Source organism: Kitasatospora sp. SC0581, from assembly GCF_048159585.1.
Lineage (GTDB): Bacteria > Actinomycetota > Actinomycetes > Streptomycetales > Streptomycetaceae > Kitasatospora.
On sequence record NZ_JBLRWA010000001.1, the window covers coordinates 560700 to 578634 of the forward strand.

A 17935-nucleotide genomic window follows, 5' to 3' on the forward strand; every position below is an offset into this window, starting at 1 on the left:
ACGCAAGCGGGACCGGCCGGCGCCGCACTTCCGCTCCCCCCGATGAAGTGGGACGCCTGGGGCGACCCGGCCCTGGCCAAGGAGCTGTCCGCCGACATCAAGGGACTGCTCGCCGCCGCCCTCGGCGTCACCGGCGACGCCGCTCCCGGGCCGAGCGCCGACGAGGTCGTCCTGCACCCGTCCCGGCTCTCCGCCGAGGACCTCGACGCGCTGGCCGGCGCGGTCGGCAAGGAGCACGTCAGCGCCGCCGACGCCGACCGGCTGCCGCGCGCCGGCGGCAAGTCCACCCCGGACCTGCTGCGCCGCCGCAGCCGCGAGGCGCAGGACGCCCCCGACGCCGTCGTGCTGCCCGGCAGCGAGCAGGAGGTCGCCGCCGTCCTCGCGGTGTGCGCCGAACGCCGCATCGCCGTCGTCCCGTTCGGCGGCGGCACCAGCGTGGTCGGCGGCCTCGACCCCGAGCGCGGCGGCCTCGCCGCCGTCGTCTCCCTCGACCTGCGCCGCTTCGACGGGCTGCTCGACCTGGACGAGACCTCCGGCGAGGCCGTCCTCGGCGCCGGCCTCACCGGCCCGGCCGCGGAGGAGCTGCTCGCCGAGCGCGGCTGGGAGCTCGGCCACTACCCGCAGAGCTTCCGCTACGCCACCATCGGCGGCTTCGCGGCCACCCGCTCCTCCGGCCAGGACTCGGCCGGGTACGGGCGCTTCGACGAGATGGTGCGCGGACTGCGCGTCGTCACCCCGGCCGGGGTGCTCGACCTCGGCCGCGCCCCCGCCTCCGCCGCCGGCCCCGACCTGCGCCAGCTCTTCCTCGGCTCCGAGGGCACCCTCGGCGTGATCACCGCCGTCCGGCTGCGCGTCCACCCGCTGCCCGCCGTCAAGGCGTACGAGGCGTGGAGCTTCCCCGACTTCGCCACCGGCACGGCCGCGCTGCGCGCCGTCGAGCAGCAGGGCACCGGCCCGACCGTGATCCGGCTCTCCGACGAGGCCGAGACCATGATCAACCTGGCCATGACCGAGCAGATCGGCGGCGCCCCAGCGGTCAGCGGCTGCCTGGCCGTCACCGTCTTCGAGGGCGGCGCCGCCCAGGTCGCCGCCCGGCAGCAGCTCACCCGCGACGCCCTGCTCGCCGCCGGCGGCACCTCGCTCGGCGAGGGCCCCGCCCGGGCCTGGGAGCACGGCCGGTTCAGCGCCCCCTACCTGCGCGACTCGCTGCTCGCCGCGGGCGCGCTGTGCGAGACCCTGGAGACCGCGGCCTCCTGGAGCCGGCTGCCGGCCCTGCGGGCCGCCGTCACCGAGGCGCTCACCGGCGCCCTGCCCGGCTCCCTGGTGCTCTGCCACGTCTCGCACGTCTACCCGACCGGCGCCTCGCTCTACTTCACCGTCGTCGCCGCCCTCGGCGAGGACCCGCTCACCCGCTGGGGTACCGCCAAGCGCGCCGCCGGGGACGCCATCCTCCGCACCGGCGGCACCATCAGCCACCACCACGCCGTCGGCGCCGACCACCGGCCCTGGATGACCGAGGAGATCGGCGACCTCGGCGTGCGCATCCTGCGCGCCGTCAAGGCCGAACTCGACCCGGCGGGCATCCTCAACCCGGGCAAGCTGATCCCGTGAACGACGTGAGAACCGTCCGCAGGGTCGCCGTTCTCACCAACCCGGCGGCGGGCATCGGCCACGCCGAGCCCGCCGCCCACCGGGCCACCGCCCGGCTGCGGGCCCTCGGCGTCGACGTCGAACCGCGGGCCGGGCGCTCCCCCGAGGACGCCGTCCGGCTCGCCCGCGAGGCGGCGGCCGACGGCGTGGACGCGGTGGCCGTGGTCGGCGGCGACGGCATGATCAACCTCGCCCTCCAGGCCCTGGCCGGCACGCCCGTCCCGCTCGGCGTGATACCGGCCGGCACCGGCAACGACCACGCCCGCGAGTACGGCCTGCCGCTCGGCGCCCCCGAGGCCGCCGCCGACGTCATCGCCGCCGGGCGCACCCGCGGCGTCGACCTCGGCCGGATCACCGGCCCGGACGGGGCGGTGCGCTGGTACGGCTCCGTCCTCGCCACCGGCTTCGACTCCCTGGTCAGCGACCGCGCCAACCGGCTGCGCTGGCCGCGCGGCCGGATGCGCTACAACCTCGCCATCGCCGCCGAGTTCGCCAACCTCCGCCCGCTGCCGTTCCGCATCACCCTCGCCGACGGCACCGTCATCGAACGCGACCTCACCCTGGCCGCCGTCGGCAACACCCGCAGCTACGGCGGCGGCATGCTGATGTGCCCCGCCGCCCTGCCCGACGACGGACTGCTCGACCTCACCCTCGTCGACGCCATGCCCCGGCTGCGCATCGCCCGCTTCTTCCCCACGCTCTTCAAGGGCACCCACACCACCTACCCGGAGGTCACCACGCTGCGCACCGAAGCCCTGCGGATCGAGTCCCCCGGCATCACCGCCTACGCCGACGGCGAGTTCATCGCCGCGCTCCCGGTGGACGTCGCGGTGGTACCGGACGCCCTACGGGTGCTGGTGCCGTGAGGGGCTGACGCCGCCGTCCGGCCGTCGGGGTGCCGCCGGACCGCGGTGCCGGTCTCACCCCGCCAGGCGGCGGCGCCACAGCAGCGGGCGTATCTCGACGGCCTGGGACGGGTCGCCGTTCCAGACCGTCGGCAGACCGGCCTCCGCCAGGGCGGCGACCACCTCCTTCCCGACCGCGGCGGTGGCCGCCGGGGAGCCGTCGAAGCCGCCGTACCGCAGGGACAGGCCGTGGCCGAGGGCGGCGGATTCGGTGCCCTGGGCGTGGAAGTAGACGAAGCCGCGGGCGTCGGCCTCGCCGGCCTCGGCGATCTCGGCGTCGCCGCAGGAGGGGCAGCAACCGAAGTCCTCCCGGGCCGTGATGCCGCCCGCCTCCAGGGCGGCGAAGGCCCGGGCCAGGCGCTCCGGATCCGTCTCGCCGATCCAGCCGGTCTGCTCGCCGACCCGCTCCAGCCAGAGCCGGTCGGCGAGTTGCTCGGCCTGGGGGCGCGAGAGCGGGCGGCGGTCGCCCGCGACCAGGTGCTCCTCGGCCTGCTCGGCGAGCCGGGCGCGGTCGGTGTAGCCGCAGGCCAGCGTCAGCCGCAGCCGGTCCTCCAACTCCCGCCGCTCGCCCGCCTCCAGGTCGATCGGCGGCACCGGCGCCGGCGCCGGGCCCAGGTCGAGCGGCTGCCAGTCCAGCCCCTCGTCCCAGCCCGCCGCGCCACGCGCCCAGCCCGTCATCGCCGCGACCACCGGCTCGGGCCCGGCCAGCCGCACCTCGAAGTGCCGCTCGGCGGAGCCGTCCCGGTGCTCCAGCGTGTACTCCTCGCCGTCGGCGTGCCACACCTGCACGTACACGTCCGGCAGGTCCGGTATCCGCTCCACGACGAGGAAGCGGTCGTCCGGCGCACCGATGCGCCGGACCATCCCCGCGAGGTCGTCCGCGGACACCCTCAGGTGCCGCGTCTCGTTCGTCTGCACCGTGATCGCCAGCATGACGTCACCGTTGCACACGGCACTGACAATCCCCGTGGCCGGTCCCCGGCGGCCGATCCCCGCAACAGATCCCGCGGTTCAGGCCCGCCACGCCCGTACCCGGCCGGCCGGCAGCGCCACGGCCGCCGGCGAACGTCCCGTCAGGCCCCCTGGACGAGGGACTTCAGCTCGCCGACGCTCTCGGTGAGGGTCGGTTCGCCGGAGCCCGGGTCGACGGTGAAGACGCGGTAGCCGGCGTCGGTGGTGACCCGGACCCGGCCGGACCCGGCCCATTCCGCCGCGACGAACTCCCCCTGGCCCCGGAAGCCGCCCGTGTGGAGGGCGAGGACGTCCCAGCGGCGGGTCGACAGGCCGGTGCCGGTCTCCAGCCGGACGAAGTAGCGCCCGTTGTAGCCCTCCGGATCGTCGTGGTGGGCCACCGTCAGGACGTGGTCCGCCCGCTCCGGGGAGGCGGTGCGGCTCACCCCCTGGACCTTCGGTCCGAACATCTGCAGGACGTGGCCGCCACCCGACAGCAGCAGCCCGAACACCGCGAACGCCGACGCCAGCCCGCCGACGACGTCCCACCGGCCGCGGACCACGACCGCGGCCAGCAGCAGGACGGCGGCCAGGCCGAGCATCGCCCACGGCCGGTTCAGGACGTCGGCCGCCACCGCCCGCCCGCCGTTGCCGGACTCTATCCGCCCCACCGCCCACAGCGCCGGCGGCAGCAGCAGCGCGGTGACGGCCACGATGCCGCCGGCTCTCCCACGGTTCGCCATCGAACCCCCTCCTCGGTTTCCGGGCATCCTAGGGCGCTGCCCGCCCCGGCCCGGCCGAGAGGTTCTCCGGTGCCCCGGTACCGCCGGTCTGCTAGCCTCCTGGAGGCCGTGCGAGAGAACGAGGAGGTGGTACCCGTGAACGTTTCGACATGGGTGCTCTCCTCCGGGGTCACGGTCGGGCGATAGGTCGTCGTCCGGGAGCGCCGTTCCAGTGCACTCCCGAAAGGCACGACCATGCGTTTCACTTCCGAACAGCACCTCGACGACGGCGTCCTCGAGCGTGGGTTCACCCTCGGCGAGATCCCCGGCATCCTGTGGACGCCCGCATCCGCCTCCCCGTCCGAGCCGGTCCCGCTGGTCCTGCTCGGCCACCCCCCGCTCGGACTGCGCAGGATGCACCCCCGGCTGGTCGCCCGGGCCCGACGCTGCGCGGCGGACGGCTTCGCCGCGGCCACCATCGAGCTCCCCGGCAGCGGGGACCGGCCCCGCTGGGCCGCCCTCGAGCAGGCGCGCGCCGACCTGCGCCGGGCCATGGAGGCCGGCGAGCCGGTCGGCGAGGAGATCGTCGACGCCCTCGTCCTCCCGCTCGTCGACAAGTCCGTCCCGGAATGGCAGACCGCCCTGGACGCCCTCCTCGCCCTGCCCGGGATCGGCGGCCCGGTCGGGTACTCGGGGGGAGTCATCTCCATCGGCGTCCGGCTGGCGGTGGTCGAGCCGCGCATCGTGGCCGCCGGCCTCTTCGCCGGGAGCCTCGTTCCCCGCGCCGTGTTCGAGGAGGCCCGCCGGGTCACCATTCCGCTGCACGTCCTGCTGCAGTGGGACGACGAGGGCAACGACCGGCAGGCGTCCCTGGACCTGTTCGACGCCTTCGGCTCCCGGGAGAAGACGCTGCACGCCAACATGGGCGGGCACACGGGCGTCCCGCGGTTCGCGGGCGAGGACGCGGCCGGGTTCTTCGCCCGGCACCTGCGCCAGCCGCAGGCCGGTCCCGGTGGACGGTAGGCAGTAGGCCGGTGCCGGCCGGCCGTCGCGATCGAGGAGGGTGCGGTCCCTCCTCGATTCGCGGCGCGCCGGCCGGTGGCTCCCGGCCCGGCCGCCGGGAAAACCGGGTGACCCGGCGGCAGGGGGTCGGGTAGCGTGCCGGGCATGTCGAGCCCTGAGGCATCCAGGGTGGGGGCTTTCGGTCACGCACCGTCAGCCCCCTGAAACCCCGGAGATCCTGAACCACCGAGGTCCGAGCGAGCGCCACGCCTGCGCCGCCCGGGGGTTGAGCGTGCGGTGACGAGACGTCCGTCCTCCTCGTTCCCACCGCCCCGCTTCGGAGCCTCTCGATGCCCCTTCCGCTCTATCTGCTCGCCCTGGCCGTGTTCGCCATGGGCACCTCGGAGTTCATGCTCGCCGGGCTGCTGCCCGGACTCGCCGCCGATCTCGGCGTCACCGTCGGTACGGCCGGCGGGCTGACCTCGGCCTTCGCGGTCGGGATGGCGGTCGGCGCGCCGCTGATGGCCGGTCTCGCCCGCGGCCGGTCGGGGCGCGGCAGCCTGCTCGGGTTCGTCCTGGTGTTCGCGGCGGCGCACGCCGTCGGGGCGGTGACGACGAGCTTCCCGGTGCTGGTGGCCACCCGGGTGGTCGCCGCGCTCGCCAACGCCGGGTTCCTGGCGGTGGCGCTGACCACCGCCGCCGCGCTCGTCCCGGCGGACCGCAAGGGGCGGGCGCTCGCCGTGCTGCTGTCGGGGACGACGGTGGCGACGGTCGCCGGCGTCCCGGGCGGGGCGGTGCTGGGCGCGCTGTTCGGGTGGCGCGCCGCGTTCTGGGCCGTCGCGCTGCTCTGCCTGCCGGCCGCCGTCGGCATCGCCAAGGGCCTTCCGCCCGTCGCCCCGTCGACCGACCGGGCCGCGGCCCCGGACCCGGCCCCGGCCCTGCGCGCGGAGCTCGGCGAGCTGCGCCGCCCCCCGTTGCTCCGCGCGATGCTGCTCGCCGCGCTGGTGAACGCGGCGACCTTCGGCGGCTTCACCTTCCTCTCCCCCGTGGTGACCGGCCCGGCCGGGCTGGGCGACCTGTGGGTGCCGGTCGCGCTGGTGCTGTTCGGGGCCGGGTCGTTCGCCGGGGTCACCGTCGCCGGGCGGCTCGCGGACCGGCGCCCCGGCCTGGTCCTCGCCGTCGGCGGCCCGCTGCTGCTGGCGGGCTGGCCCGCCCTGGCCGTCCTGGCGGACGCGCCGGGCGCGCTGCTGCCGCTGGTGTTCCTGCTGGGCGGGCTGTCCTTCGCGGTCGGCGGCACGCTGATCACCCGGGTGCTGTACGAGGCGGCCGGCGCCCCCGCGCTGGCCGGCGCCTACGCGACCGCCGCCCTCAACCTCGGCGCCACGGCCGGCCCGCTGTTGGCCGCCACTTCCCTCGGCACGGCGGCCGGTGACCTCGGCCCGTTCTACGCGGGCGGCCTGCTGGTCGCCGCCGCACTGCTGGTCGCGGCGGTGCGGCCGCGGCTCGGCTGAGCGCTGCCGGAGCCGATTGCGGGCGGCGGGGCCGGAAGCCGGCCGCCGCCCGCGGCGCGGTTGGCCGCTCCTGGTCCGGCGTGTCGACCGGCACCCGGGCGTGCACGCCGGCCGGCGCCTGTCGATCGCCCGGGCGGCGGGGCCGGGCCCGGCACCCAGGAGACCGGCCCCGACGGTGCAACTCCGCTGCCCACGGCGGCCGGTGGCCCGGTGATGCCCCGCCGGGGACCGGCCCTGACAGCCGGCTCCCCCACCCGCGACGACCCGCGCCGCAGCCCGACGCAGGGTGACTGCCTGCCGGGACCGACCCCCGTACGGCCCCGGCACGCCCCCTCCCCCGCTACCCGACCACCCGCAGCACGATCTTGCCCTGGATGTGCCCCCGCTCCGCCCGGCGGTGCGCGGCGACGGCCTCCCGCAACGGGTAGACGCCGTCCACGGCCACCCGGACCCGGCCGTCCGCCAGCAGAAGGGCGAGTTCGGCGAGGTCGCCGCCGCTGGAACGGACCTGCCACAGGCCCTCGTTCAGGGCCACCCCGAGTTCCGCGGCCCGCTCGGGCCGGTAGTCGCCGAGGAAGCAGGACACCAGTCGGCCCCCGCGCCGCAGGGCGCCCAGCAGGCGGTGGGCCTCGGGGCCGCCGACGGTGTCGACCAGCAGGTCGGCGCCCTGGACGGCCTCGGCGGCCGGGGTGCGGGTGTAGTCCACGAAACGGTCGGCGCCGAGGCCGTGCAGGAACTCCTCGTGCCGTCCGGAGGCGACCGCGACGACCTCCTCCGCCCCGGCCAGGCGCAGGAGTTGGACCGCGAGGTGTCCGATCCCGCCGGCCGCGCCGACCACCACGGCCGATCCGCCCCCGGCGTAGCCGAGGCGCTTGTACAGGAACTGGAAGGCGGTCAGCCCGGCCATCGGGACGGCGGCGGCCTCGACGTGCCCGAGGGCGGCCGGCTTGCGCGCCAGGTCGGCGGCCGACGCGACGACGTACTCGGCGTAGCCGGACGGGCGGCCGGGGAAGCCGAGGAGTCCGAAGACCTCGTCGCCGACGTTCCAGCCGGTGTCGGGGCCGCCGAGCTCCGCGACCACGCCGGAGACGTCGGTGCCGAGGGTCAGCGGCAGCGGCCAGTCGGGCCGCCGTTCGGCCGGGATGGTGGTGAAGCCGCTCCGGACGTACCAGTCGGGCGGGTTGACGCCCACCGCGTGGACGCGGACCAGCACTTCTCCGGCCCCCGGGACGGGCCTCGGCACCTCCTCGTACCGCAGCACCTCGGGCCCGCCGTAGGCGTGCAGCCGGACGGCTTTCATCGTGTTCTCCGTGGCCATGTGTTCTCCCCCGACGCAGGACGGACGGGCTCCGACTAGAATCCGGAGCGCCGCTCCGGAAAGCTAACCGGAGCAGTGCTCCAGTTGTCAACGGCGAGGAACCCCATGCCCCTTGAACCGCAGACGGCGCCCCGCGCCGACGCCCAGCGCAACCGCGACCGGATCCTGGCCGAGGCGGCCGCCCTGATGGCCGACGAAGGCACCCAGGCCTCCCTGCGGGACGTCGCCCGCCGCGCCGGGGTCGGCCTCGGCACGCTCTACCGGCACTTCCCCACCCGCGAGGACCTGCTGGCGGCCCTGCTCGGCCGCCGCTTCGAACTCCTCACCGCCCGCGCCGACACCCTCGCCGCCGCCGAACCGGCCGGCCCCGCCCTGACCACCTGGCTCCACGAGTTCCTCGACGCCGCCGCCTACCGGGGCCTGCCCGCCACCCTGATGGCCACCCTGCAGGACCCGGAGTCCGCCCTGCACGCGAGCTGCCTGCGGATGCGCCAGGCGGGCGGGCGGCTGCTCGCCGTCGCCCAGCAGGAGGGACTGATCCGCCCGGACGTCACGGCGCTCGACGTCTTCGTCCTCGTCAACGCCCTGAGCTGGACCGCCGACCAGGGGCCTACCCTCGCCGAGCGCCGCGACCACCTCTTCGGGCTGGTCATGGACGGCCTGCGGCCCCGCTGACCCCACCGGCACCGAAGGCCGCGCCGAACTCGCCGTCCCCCGGCCCCGGTTCACACCCCCAGAGTCGCCGCCACCCGCCCGTCGGCGATCGCCGCGACCAGCTCGCCGTGGTCGGCCGCCGTCCGGTCGGCGTAGCGCAGCGCGAAGTCGGCGACCGCCTCGGCGAAGGTGTCGGCGCTGCCGAGGTAGCCGGCGATGGCGAGGCGGTCGCCGGTGCGGGCGTGGGCGCGGGCGAGGGTGCGGCCGCAGAGGTCGGCGTAGGCGCGCAGGCCGGAGGGCCGGAAGTCGGCGATGTCCGCCGAGCCCTTCATGTCGCGCAGTTGGCGGCCGTAGAAGTGGCGCCCGGCGGGGCCGGTGGTCCAGCCGAGGAAGATGTCGCCGGCGGCCTGCATCAGGTGCTGGCCGGTGACGACCCGGCGGCCGCCGTGGTGGGCGAGCACCTCGGCGTCCGCCCGCAGCGGCGGCAGGTGGTCCTCCAGCACCGACCGGCCGGCCTCCTTGAGCTGGAGGAACAGCGGGTCGTGCCCGTTCCCGCCCTCCAGCAGCACGATGTAGCAGCGGGTGCCGACGCTGCCCACGCCGACCACCTTGGTGGCCGCCTCGACGAACCGGTAGCGGTCCAGCAGCACCCGGCGGTCCTCCGCGAGGGTGGCCCGGTAGTCGCTGAACACCTTGCCGACGCCGCGCAGTTCGGTCTTCTTCAGCGGTTCGATCAGCGGCGGCGCGCTGATGATCCGGCGCCGTCCGTCGCGTTCCTCGGTGAGCTTGCCGAAGGCCTGGAGGCTGGTGCGGCGCCGGGCGCGCGCGAACTCGGCCTCGGCCCGCCTGCGCTGCCGGGGCTTGGCGAGCAGCGGCAGCAGCTGCGCGGTGTCCACCCGGGCGTACCAGACGTCGAGTTCGCCCCGGCCCGCCAGCCGCCGCATCGCGGTCGCGTACCCCTGGGCGGCGGCGAGCGCGGCCCGGCGCGCCCGCCGGTCGTCCTGGCCGTTGTCGCGGGCGGCGACGGCGACGCTGGCGGCGAGCCGTTTGACGTCCCACTCGAAGGGGCCGGGGAAGGTCTCGTCGAAGTCGTTGACGTCGAAGAGCAGCGCGCGCTCCGGCGAGGCGTACAGGCCGAAGTTCAACAGGTGGGCGTCGCCGCAGAGTTGGACGGTGAGTCCGGTGTCGGGGAGGGCGCCGAGGTCGGCGGCCAGGACGGCGGCGGCGCCGCGCAGGTAGGCGAACGGGCTCTCCGCCATCCGCCCGTGGCGGATCGGCAGCAGCCGGGCGACCCGGTCCGCGCCCTGCCGTTCCAGCACGCCGAGCGGGTCGGGCCGGTCGGCGGCGGGGATCCACCGGCCGTGGGCGGAGCGGGAGACCCGCTCCCGGGCGGCCCGGCCGTGCCGGCGGCGTTCGGCGGGGGTGGTCATGGCGCGGCTCCGGGCGTCGGCGGGTCCCCTCCTCCCCGCGAGGCTAGGACACGGGTGCCGGAGGGCGCAGCGCGCGCCCTCCGGCGGTCGGCCGTCCGGGTGAACCCCGGCGGCTCAGCGCACCGTGAAGTCCGCCATCATCGCCATGTCCTCGTGCTCCAGGTTGTGGCAGTGCAGCATGTACGCCCCCGCGTAGTCGGTGAAGCGCACCAGTACCTCCACCGCCTCGGCCGGGCGCAGGTCCACGGTGTCCTTCCATCCCGCGTCGTACGGGCCCGGGTCGGCGCCGTTGCGGCCGATCACCTGGAAGTGGTCGAGGTGGACGTGCACCGGGTGGTGCAGGTCGGTGGAGAAGCGCCAGAGCTCGACCGCGCCGAGGGCGGGCGTGGCGATGGACTCCCCCGGCTTGTACGGGCGGCCGTTGATGGTCCAGCCGTCGCCGCGGCTGCGCCGGAAGGTGAAGTCGCGGGTGGCGACGGCGGCGGAGGCGTCCAGGGCCTCGACGGCGGCGAGCCGGTCGGGCACCGTCGCGTCGTCGGTCGGCTGCTTCGCGGTGACGTCGAAGCGCATCACCTCGGCCGTCCGGCCGCTGCCGAAGCGGTTGACCAGCCGGACCTGGGTGCCGGGCTGGTAGCGGGAGAAGTCGACCACGACGTCGAAGCGTTCGGCGGGCGCGATCTCGATGCCGTCGTGCCGGACCGGGGCGGCGAGCAGGCCGCCGTCGGAGCCGATCTGGACCAGGGCGTCGCCGCCGGCCGGCTGCGGGTCGAGTTCGAGCCGGTAGAGCCGGGCGTTGGAGGCGTTGAGCAGCCGCAGCCGGTAACGGGCCCGGTCGACGTCCAGCCGGGGCCAGGGCGCGCCGTTGACCAGGATGACGTCGCCGAGCACGCCGTTGGCGTAGGCGTCGGTGACGCCCGGCTCGGCGAGCTGCGGGTCGACGGCGGGGTAGCGGAAGGAGCCGTCGGCGGCGAAGGAGCGGTCGGTGATCATCAGCGGCAGGTCCCGCTCGCCGCGCGGCAGCGGCAGCGCGTCCTCCTCGTCGTCGTGCACGAGGTGGAAGCCGGCCAGTCCGCGCCAGACGCCGGGGCCGGTGAAGCCCATCCGGTGGTCGTGGTACCAGAGGGTGGCGGCGCGCTGCTTGCCCGGATAGGTGTAGCTGCGCTCGCCGACGGCGGTGCGGGCGGCGGCGTGGTCCGTCCCGGACATCCCCGCCATGCCGGCCATCCCGGCCATGCCGCCGGCCTGCTGGGCGGCGTCCGCCGAGGACCCCACCGGCAGCAGCAGGTCCACCGGGTAGCCGTCGCTGTCCGCCGGGGTGTGCCCGCCGTGCAGGTGGGTCACCGAGGGCACCGGCAGCTCGTTGCGGTGCTTGACCACCGCCGTCCGCCCGGAGCGGGTGACCACGGTCGGCCCGGGGAAGCCGCCGCCGTACGTCCAGGCCTCGGTCCGCACCCCGGGCAGGATCTCCAGCCGGGCGACCTGCTGGGTGATCTCGTAGTGGTCGGCGGTCGCGTCGGTGCGCACCGGTTGCAGCACGGTCGGCACCGGCAGCGCGGCCCGGAAGGCCTCCGGCAGGTCGAGTTCGCTGCTCAGCAGCTGCCCGGGGCGGCCCTCGGCGAGCAGCCGGGCGACGGAGGGGCCGGCCACGGAGACCAGGGCGCCCGCGCCGAGCACGGAGGCGCCGACGCGCAGGAACCGGCGCCGGTTCACTTGACCACCTCGACCGGTCCGCCGGGGCGCGGCAGCCGCCCGGTGCCGTCCGGGCCGCCGACGACCCGCGCCTCCCGGGCCGGCAGCGGCAGCCGCCAGGCGCCGACCAGGCCGAACAGCACGCCGCTGACCAGCAGCACGCCGAGCGTGACGTGCACGCCGAGCGCCCGGGCGTAGCCGGCGGTGATCTGGCCGATGACGGCGACGGTGAGCACGGCGGTGGTCCACAGCGGCCAGAGCGGGCCCCGGCCGGGCCACCGGACGGCGACGGCCACCGCGAGCTGGAGCACCACCACGGTGGCCAGCATCATCGCGTTGCCCTCGTGGTCCTTCAGGGAGTCGTAGGTGCCGTTCAGGAAGCTGCCGGCCAGCATGACCTGGAGCAGTGCCAGCAGGGCGAGCAGGGTGGTGGAGGTACGCAGCAGGATCAGCGGCCAGCGGGGCGCGGGGGCGGCAGGAGGACTGCTCATGGTCGGGCTACTCTCTGCGTCGACGGTCTGGCGGGGCGGGCGCGAGCGTAACTGATGCGACGTCACGATCAGCTCTTGAAAAGGTCATCGGACCGTCATGTGGTCCCCATGACCGCCCGCTCGGGGCCGTCGTTCTCACCCGAAGGAAGGGGGTGCCCTTGAGTCGTCCTCAAGAGCACCCCCTTCCTCGCCTCCCGCGGGCCCGCTACTGACGCGCCGCGCCCAGCCCCGCCGGCCGGGTCCGCAGCAGCGCCCGGACCGGCACCCCGGTCGCCGCGAGGCAGAGCAGCACGGCTCCGGCGGCCAGCGGCAGGGCCAGCATCGGCGGGACGTACGGGGCGGAGTTGGCCACGCCCCGGGCGACCGGCACCAGGGTGACCGCGGCGATCACCGCGCCGACCGCCAGCCCGGTCGAGGCCACCAGCAGCGCCTCCCAGCGCATCATGCCGCGCACCTGGCGCCGGGTGGTGCCGGCCAGCCGCAGCAGCGCGACCTCGCGGCGCCGGTCCAGCACCGTCATCACCAGGGTGTTGGCGGCGCTGACGGCGGCGAACCCGCCGAGCACGGCGGCCATCACGGTGTTGGCCCAGCCGTTGACCTCCATCGCCTTGTCGGACTGGGCGACGAACCCGGCCCGGTCGGTCACCGCGGCCCCGGCCAGCCCGCCCAGCCCGGCGGCCACCGCCGCCCGGTCGGCGCCCGGCGCGTCGGCGACCAGCACCTGGCTGTCGTACCCGGCGGTGACGTGCGCGGCCACCGCGGCCCGGGGCAGCAGCGCCTGGCCGACGCCGAGCCCGCGGTCGTACACCGCGACCACGGCGGGCCGGACGGCGGTGCCGTCGCCGAGCCAGAGCGGGACCCGGTCGCCGACCTTGGCGCCGAACGCCTCGGCCAGGGTGGAGCTCAGCGCCACGGTGTCGGGGGCGCGGCCGAGGTCGGCGAGCGCACCGCTGCGCACGCCCAGGTCGAGCACCTTCGGCAGCCGGGCCGGGTCGCCGTCGACGCCGAGCACGGGGGCGGAGCTCAGCTGGTCGCCGTTGCGGTAGACGACGCCGGTGCGCAGCACGCCGACGGCGGTGTCCACGCCCGGCACCCGGCCCGCCCGCTCGGCCGTCCCGGCGGGCAGGCCGGGGCCGGTGGCGCCGACCACGTGGTCGGCGGTGACGCCGGCCCGGACGTTCTCGCCGCTGGTGTGGCGCACGGTGCTCTGGATGATCAGCAGGGTGCCGCAGAAGGCGGTGACCAGGACGATCGGGGTGATCGCGGAGGCCAGGCGGCGGGCGTTGGCGCGGGTGTTGTCGGCGGCCAGCGAGCCGGGCGCGCCGCCGGCCCGCAGCGGGGCGCCGAGCACCGCGGCGGCGACCCGGGCCAGCCAGGGGCCGAGCAGGGCGACGGCCATCATGAAGCACATCACCACGCCGAGCGCGGTCTGGGCGGCCTTGGCGCCGTCCAGGGAGGTGGCGATGGCCGCGGCCGCGATGCCGCCGGCGGCGAAGACCAGTCCGAGGACGGTGCGCACCGCGCCCGGTCGGGGCGCTTCGACGGCGGCCTCGCCGAGCGCCTGGGCGGCCCGCATCCGGGACGGCCGGCGGGCGGCCAGGAACCCGGCGGTCAGCGCGGCGAGGGTGCAGGCGAGGACGGCGGCGAGCATCGGCAGCGGGCCGACGTCCAGGCGGACGTCCGCGGGGACGGCGCCGCGCTCGACCAACTGGTCGAACCACCAGCGGGCGAGGGCGATTCCGGGCAGGATGCCGAGCGCCGCGGCGAGCGGCGCGACCAGCATCGCCTCGGCGGCGATGGTGCGGCGGATCTGGCGCGGGGTGGCGCCGATGGCGCGCAGCAGGGCGAACTCGCGGGCACGCTGGCCGGTGGCGAGGGCGACGGTGCTCATCACCACGACGACCGCGGTCATGGTGGCGTAGCCGCCGAAGCTGCCGCCGAGGGCCATCAGCAGGGTGCGGGCTCCGCCGAGGTCGGGGTGCTCGACGGCGCCCCGGTCGTCCCCGGTGAGGACCTTGACGGCACCAGCTCCGGCACCGGCGTCGCCGCCGACGGCCTGGCGGACCTGGGCGGCGAGCGCGGCGGTGGTCACGCCCGCGCGGGGCTGGACGGCGATGGCGTCGATCCGGCCGGGGTGGCCGGAGAGGCGGTCGGCGGTGGCGTCGGCAAACCAGGCGGTGGGGCCGGCCTGCTGGGCGGCGGCCAGGCCGGAGACCCGGTAGTCCGCGGTGCCGCCGGGCGCGGTGAGCGTGAGGTTCGCGCCGGGCGCGATGTGGGCGGCGCGCGCCGTGTCGGCGTCCAGCACGACCTCGTTCGCGCCGGGCGCGCGGCCCTCGACCAGGGTGTCGCCCGGCCCGGCGATGCCGAGCGCGGCGAAGCCCCGGCCGGTCAGGGCCGGCGCCCGGCCGCCGGCGGGCAGCGGGAAGGCGGGCAGCGGGAAGGCGGTGTCCGGGCGGGCCGCCGCGACCCCGGGCAGCGCGGCCAGCCGGCCGGCCAGCGCGGCGTCCGTCCGGGCCCGCTCCGGGGTGGCCTCCTCCGTCGTCTCGGTGTCCGTGCCGACCTTCCGCTGGATCTTCACCGCCTGGTCGGCCGCGACCACCACCGGGGTGTCCGCGTACCGGGCCGGCTTGAGGCTCGCGGTCAGACCGGTCTGCAGCAGCACGCCGCAGGCCACCACCACGGCGGCGCCCAGCAGCAGGGCGACCAGGGTGCCCGCGAAGGACGCGGGCCGGAAGCGCACCGAGGAGCGCGCGAGTCCGTTCGTCATGCCGCGGCTCCCACCGGGCGGGCGGTCAGCGCGACCATCCGGTCCGCGACGGTCTGCGGGCTCGGGTGCGGCAGGTCGTCGACGATCGCGCCGCCGGCCAGGAACAGCACCCGGTCGGCGAAGGAGGCCGCCACCGGGTCGTGGGTCACCATCACCACCGTCGCGCCGAGCGAGTCCACGGCCTGCCGCAGCAGCGCCAGCACCTCGTGCGCGGTGCGGGTGTCCAGCGCGCCGGTCGGCTCGTCGGCGAACACCACGTCCGGGCGAGTGATCAGCGCGCGGGCGATCGCCACCCGCTGCTGCTGGCCGCCGGAGAGCTGGCCGGGCCGCCGCTTGGCGTGCTCGCCCAGGCCCACCCGGGCCAGCAGCTCCCGTGCCCGGGCCCGGTCCTGGCGCTCCCCGGCAAGGCGCTGCGGGAGCAGCACGTTCTGCTCGACGGTCAGCGAGGGCAGCAGGTTGAAGGCCTGGAAGACGAAGCCGATCCGGCTGCGGCGCAGCTTGGTCAGCCGGTTCTCGCTCAGCGCGGTGATGTCCTCGCCGCCGAGCCGGACCTGCCCGGAGTCCGGGCGGTCCAGGCCCGCCGCGCACTGGAGGAAGGTGGACTTGCCGGAGCCGGACGGGCCCATCACCGCGGTGAAGCTGCCGTGGGCGAGCGCCAGGTCGACCCCGCGCAGCGCGTGCACCGTCGCCTCGCCGCGGCCGTAGGTGCGGCGCACCCCGCGCAGCTCGATCGCGGGGGCCGCCTGCGGGGCCGGGGCGTACCCGCCGTGACCGTCGGCGCCGTAGCCCTCGCGGCCGTATCCGTCGGGGCCGTACCCCTCGGCAGCGTGGCCGCCGGGGCCGTACTGATCCGTCCCGAACTCGTCGGTCCTGCGGCGGTCTTGGCGGCGTGCCATGGGTGGGCCTTCCTTCGGTTCTGCGTCGCTCGTCGTCAACGTGCTCCAACCTAGGGACGACGGGCTCCGCGAACCATGCAGGCCACCGGCGGAACGGCGGTGGGGTTATCCCCCCACCGCTTCGGCGGGAATCCCCAGGTAGGCGGCGCGCAGGACGGCGAGCGCCGGGTGCGCGGGGTCGAAGGCGGTGCCGTCCACGGCCGCCAGCGGGCGCACCCCGACCCCCGCGTTCACCGCGAAGGCGGCGGTGAAGCGGTCCAGCCCGTCGGCGGGCAGCGGCTCGCGGGACTGCGGGCCCCGGTACGCGCCGGACAGCAGCGCCTCCGTCACCCCGGGCAGGCTCGGGCCCTGCGGCCAGACCAGCCGCTCCCCGGCCAGGAAGCCGACGTTCCAGGTCGCGCCCTCGACCACCAGGCCGTCCTCGCCGACCAGCAGCACGTCGTCGTAGCCCGCCAGTTGGGCCTGCCGACGGTGGTGCACCAGGCCGAACAGGCCGACGTGCTTCACCTCCGGCAGCTCCCGCCGGTACGCCGCGGTGCGGACCCGCAGCGGGGCGGGCTCGGCCGCCGCGGCCGGACGGGTGGTCACCAGCAGGGCGGGCGCGGCCGGGGCGGCGGGGCGCTCCAGGCCGAGCGCCGGGTCGTACACGGTGACCCGGACGATCACCGGCGCGCCGTCGGCGGGCAGCACCGCGCCGATCCGCTCCCGCACCGCCGCCCGGTCCAGCTCGGCGCCGAACAGCACCCGGCAGTCCCGGACCAGCCGGTCCAGGTGCAGGGCCAGACCGCGCACCCGGCCCGCCTCGGCGCGCAGGGTGGTGAAGTGCCCGTAGTTGAGCAGCCCCAGCGCGGCCAGCCGCGCCGGGTCGGCGGGGGCGCCGTCGATCTCGATCTCAGCCATCCCCCGAGTCTGCCAGCTGCGGGGACCCGGGCCGCGGCGCGGAACCCGGCAGCGCGGACCGCGGGGGCACTGACTGCGGCGGGACGGACTCCGGCAACGCGCCCTCCGGCAACGCGCCCTCCGGCAGCGGCACCGGGCGGTACGGGCTCACCACCCGCCGGCCCGCCGCCCGGGCCACCCGCTCGAACTCCTCTATCCGGTACGCCAGGCCCTCCGGCTCCCCGGCGTCCGACCAGCGCCACGCCTCCGCCCACCACTGCGGGCCGCGCACCAGCGGTCGGCCGGCCAGCGCCAGGTACAGGGCCAGCGTGGAACGGGCGTACTCGTGCACCCAGCCGTCGCAGCCCCGGTAGTCCGCCGTCTCGTCCAGCCGCAGCCAGCGGCCCTCCTGCCCGGCGGCCAGTATCGGCACCCAGCCCCGCAGCCGGTCGGCGACCAGCAGGAGCAGCCGGCCGTCCTCCTCCCGCACCCGGTGCAGGGGGAGTTGGGGCATCCGGGCGAAGGACAGCGAGTGCTTCCAGCCCACCACCCACAGGCCCCGGCGCAGGTAGTAGCGGACCGCCGGCTGCCAGGTCCAGTGCGCCTCCAGCCGGAACCCCGGCAGGCCCTCGGCGGTGGCCGCCGCGTACACCTCGTCCAGCGCGGCGGCGGCCAGGCCCCGCCCGCGCGCGGCCGGGGTCACGTAGAGGGAGGAGACGGCGAGCTGGCTCGGGCCCTTGGTCCAGTTGTCCACGGCGACGGTGCCCACCACGGCGCCGTCGTCGTCCTGGATCCAGTAGCGCCGCCGGTACAGCTCACCGCCCGGCCACTCCCGCCCGCTCTCCCCCAGCCGCTCCCGCCAGGCGCGCTCCGCCGGCGGCGCCAGCCCGTCCGGGTCCACCAGCTCGCCCAGCCCGCCCTCCACCAGGGACGCCAAGTCCCAGAGCGCGAACCGCCGTTCGTCCCCCGGCCCGGCCGCCCGCAGCCGCGGCCCCGCCGCCAGCCGGTCCTGCGCCCGCTCCACCGCCGCATCCCACGACCTCACCACAGGGCGAGGATAGCGGCGCGGT

15 protein-coding genes are annotated in these 17935 nt (G+C 76.7%); 5 read left to right on the forward strand and 10 right to left on the reverse strand.

Translation table 11 applies throughout. The features are described from left to right. Window positions 1–42 precede the first annotated feature (42 nt). Both ACLWS4_RS02395 and ACLWS4_RS02400 read left to right on the forward strand, forming a co-directional pair. Window positions 43–1611 carry an FAD-binding oxidoreductase gene (locus ACLWS4_RS02395; protein ID WP_416873207.1) on the forward strand — a complete coding sequence of 523 codons (1569 nt, stop codon included), beginning with the start codon at window positions 43–45 and terminating at the stop codon, window positions 1609–1611. Beyond that, window positions 1608–2516: a diacylglycerol kinase gene (locus ACLWS4_RS02400; RefSeq protein ID WP_416873208.1), complete on the forward strand. Its 909-nt coding sequence runs from the start codon at window positions 1608–1610 to the stop codon at window positions 2514–2516. The genes ACLWS4_RS02395 and ACLWS4_RS02400 overlap by 4 nt, the downstream gene beginning before the upstream one ends. Window positions 2517–2570: 54 nt before the next feature. Here ACLWS4_RS02400 and ACLWS4_RS02405 read toward each other — a convergent pair whose 3' ends face one another. Both ACLWS4_RS02405 and ACLWS4_RS02410 read right to left on the reverse strand, forming a co-directional pair. Then, on the reverse strand, window positions 2571–3488 hold the full coding sequence (locus tag ACLWS4_RS02405) for a DUF6891 domain-containing protein (RefSeq protein WP_416873209.1): 918 nt from the start codon (window positions 3486–3488) through the stop codon (window positions 2571–2573). Window positions 3489–3628: 140 nt separating this feature from the next. Then, complete coding sequence (locus tag ACLWS4_RS02410) at window positions 3629–4249, reverse strand: hypothetical protein (RefSeq protein ID WP_416873210.1); 621 nt, start codon at window positions 4247–4249, stop codon at window positions 3629–3631. A 234-nt stretch (window positions 4250–4483) separates the two neighbouring features. On the opposite strand from ACLWS4_RS02410, the gene ACLWS4_RS02415 reads away from it, so the two are divergent. Together ACLWS4_RS02415 and ACLWS4_RS02420 are read left to right on the forward strand one after the other, a co-directional pair. Further along, entirely contained in the window at window positions 4484–5251 is a 768-nt protein-coding gene (locus ACLWS4_RS02415) for a dienelactone hydrolase family protein (RefSeq protein ID WP_416873211.1), read from the forward strand. Window positions 5252–5580: 329 nt separating this feature from the next. Continuing rightward, on the forward strand, window positions 5581–6741 hold the full coding sequence (locus ACLWS4_RS02420) for a Cmx/CmrA family chloramphenicol efflux MFS transporter (RefSeq protein WP_416873212.1): 1161 nt from the start codon (window positions 5581–5583) through the stop codon (window positions 6739–6741). A gap of 340 nt (window positions 6742–7081) precedes the next feature. Here ACLWS4_RS02420 and ACLWS4_RS02425 read toward each other — a convergent pair whose 3' ends face one another. Beyond that, window positions 7082–8059, reverse strand: a complete 978-nt coding sequence (locus tag ACLWS4_RS02425) for an NADP-dependent oxidoreductase (RefSeq protein WP_416873213.1) — start codon at window positions 8057–8059, stop codon at window positions 7082–7084. Window positions 8060–8164: 105 nt separating this feature from the next. Here ACLWS4_RS02425 and ACLWS4_RS02430 point away from each other — a divergent pair, with 105 nt between their 5' ends. Further along, window positions 8165–8734, forward strand: coding sequence for a TetR/AcrR family transcriptional regulator (locus ACLWS4_RS02430; RefSeq protein ID WP_416873214.1), 570 nt, complete (start codon window positions 8165–8167; stop codon window positions 8732–8734). A gap of 50 nt (window positions 8735–8784) precedes the next feature. Here ACLWS4_RS02430 and ACLWS4_RS02435 read toward each other — a convergent pair whose 3' ends face one another. The 7 genes from ACLWS4_RS02435 to ACLWS4_RS02465 all read right to left on the reverse strand — a co-directional run bounded on the left by ACLWS4_RS02435 (window position 8785) and on the right by ACLWS4_RS02465 (window position 17910). After that, window positions 8785–10143, reverse strand: a complete 1359-nt coding sequence (locus ACLWS4_RS02435; protein ID WP_416873215.1) for a DUF2252 domain-containing protein — start codon at window positions 10141–10143, stop codon at window positions 8785–8787. A gap of 114 nt (window positions 10144–10257) precedes the next feature. Then, a complete protein-coding gene (locus ACLWS4_RS02440; RefSeq protein ID WP_416873216.1) occupies window positions 10258–11853 on the reverse strand; it encodes a multicopper oxidase family protein in 1596 nt (531 codons plus the stop codon). Next, window positions 11850–12323, reverse strand: coding sequence for a hypothetical protein (locus tag ACLWS4_RS02445; protein ID WP_387966536.1), 474 nt, complete (start codon window positions 12321–12323; stop codon window positions 11850–11852). The genes ACLWS4_RS02440 and ACLWS4_RS02445 overlap by 4 nt, the downstream gene beginning before the upstream one ends. Before the next feature lie 205 nt (window positions 12324–12528). Continuing rightward, window positions 12529–15090 (reverse strand): FtsX-like permease family protein, encoded by a 2562-nt coding sequence (locus ACLWS4_RS02450; RefSeq protein WP_416873217.1) that lies wholly within the window; start codon window positions 15088–15090, stop codon window positions 12529–12531. Beyond that, window positions 15087–15986: an ABC transporter ATP-binding protein gene (locus ACLWS4_RS02455; RefSeq protein WP_079272403.1), complete on the reverse strand. Its 900-nt coding sequence runs from the start codon at window positions 15984–15986 to the stop codon at window positions 15087–15089. The genes ACLWS4_RS02450 and ACLWS4_RS02455 overlap by 4 nt, the downstream gene beginning before the upstream one ends. A 105-nt stretch (window positions 15987–16091) precedes the next feature. Beyond that, window positions 16092–16886 (reverse strand): aminotransferase class IV, encoded by a 795-nt coding sequence (locus ACLWS4_RS02460; protein WP_074004100.1) that lies wholly within the window; start codon window positions 16884–16886, stop codon window positions 16092–16094. Continuing rightward, entirely contained in the window at window positions 16879–17910 is a 1032-nt protein-coding gene (locus tag ACLWS4_RS02465; protein ID WP_416873218.1) for a GNAT family N-acetyltransferase, read from the reverse strand. Before ACLWS4_RS02465 ends, ACLWS4_RS02460 begins: the two co-directional genes overlap by 8 nt. Between the last annotated feature and the right edge of the window lie 25 nt (window positions 17911–17935).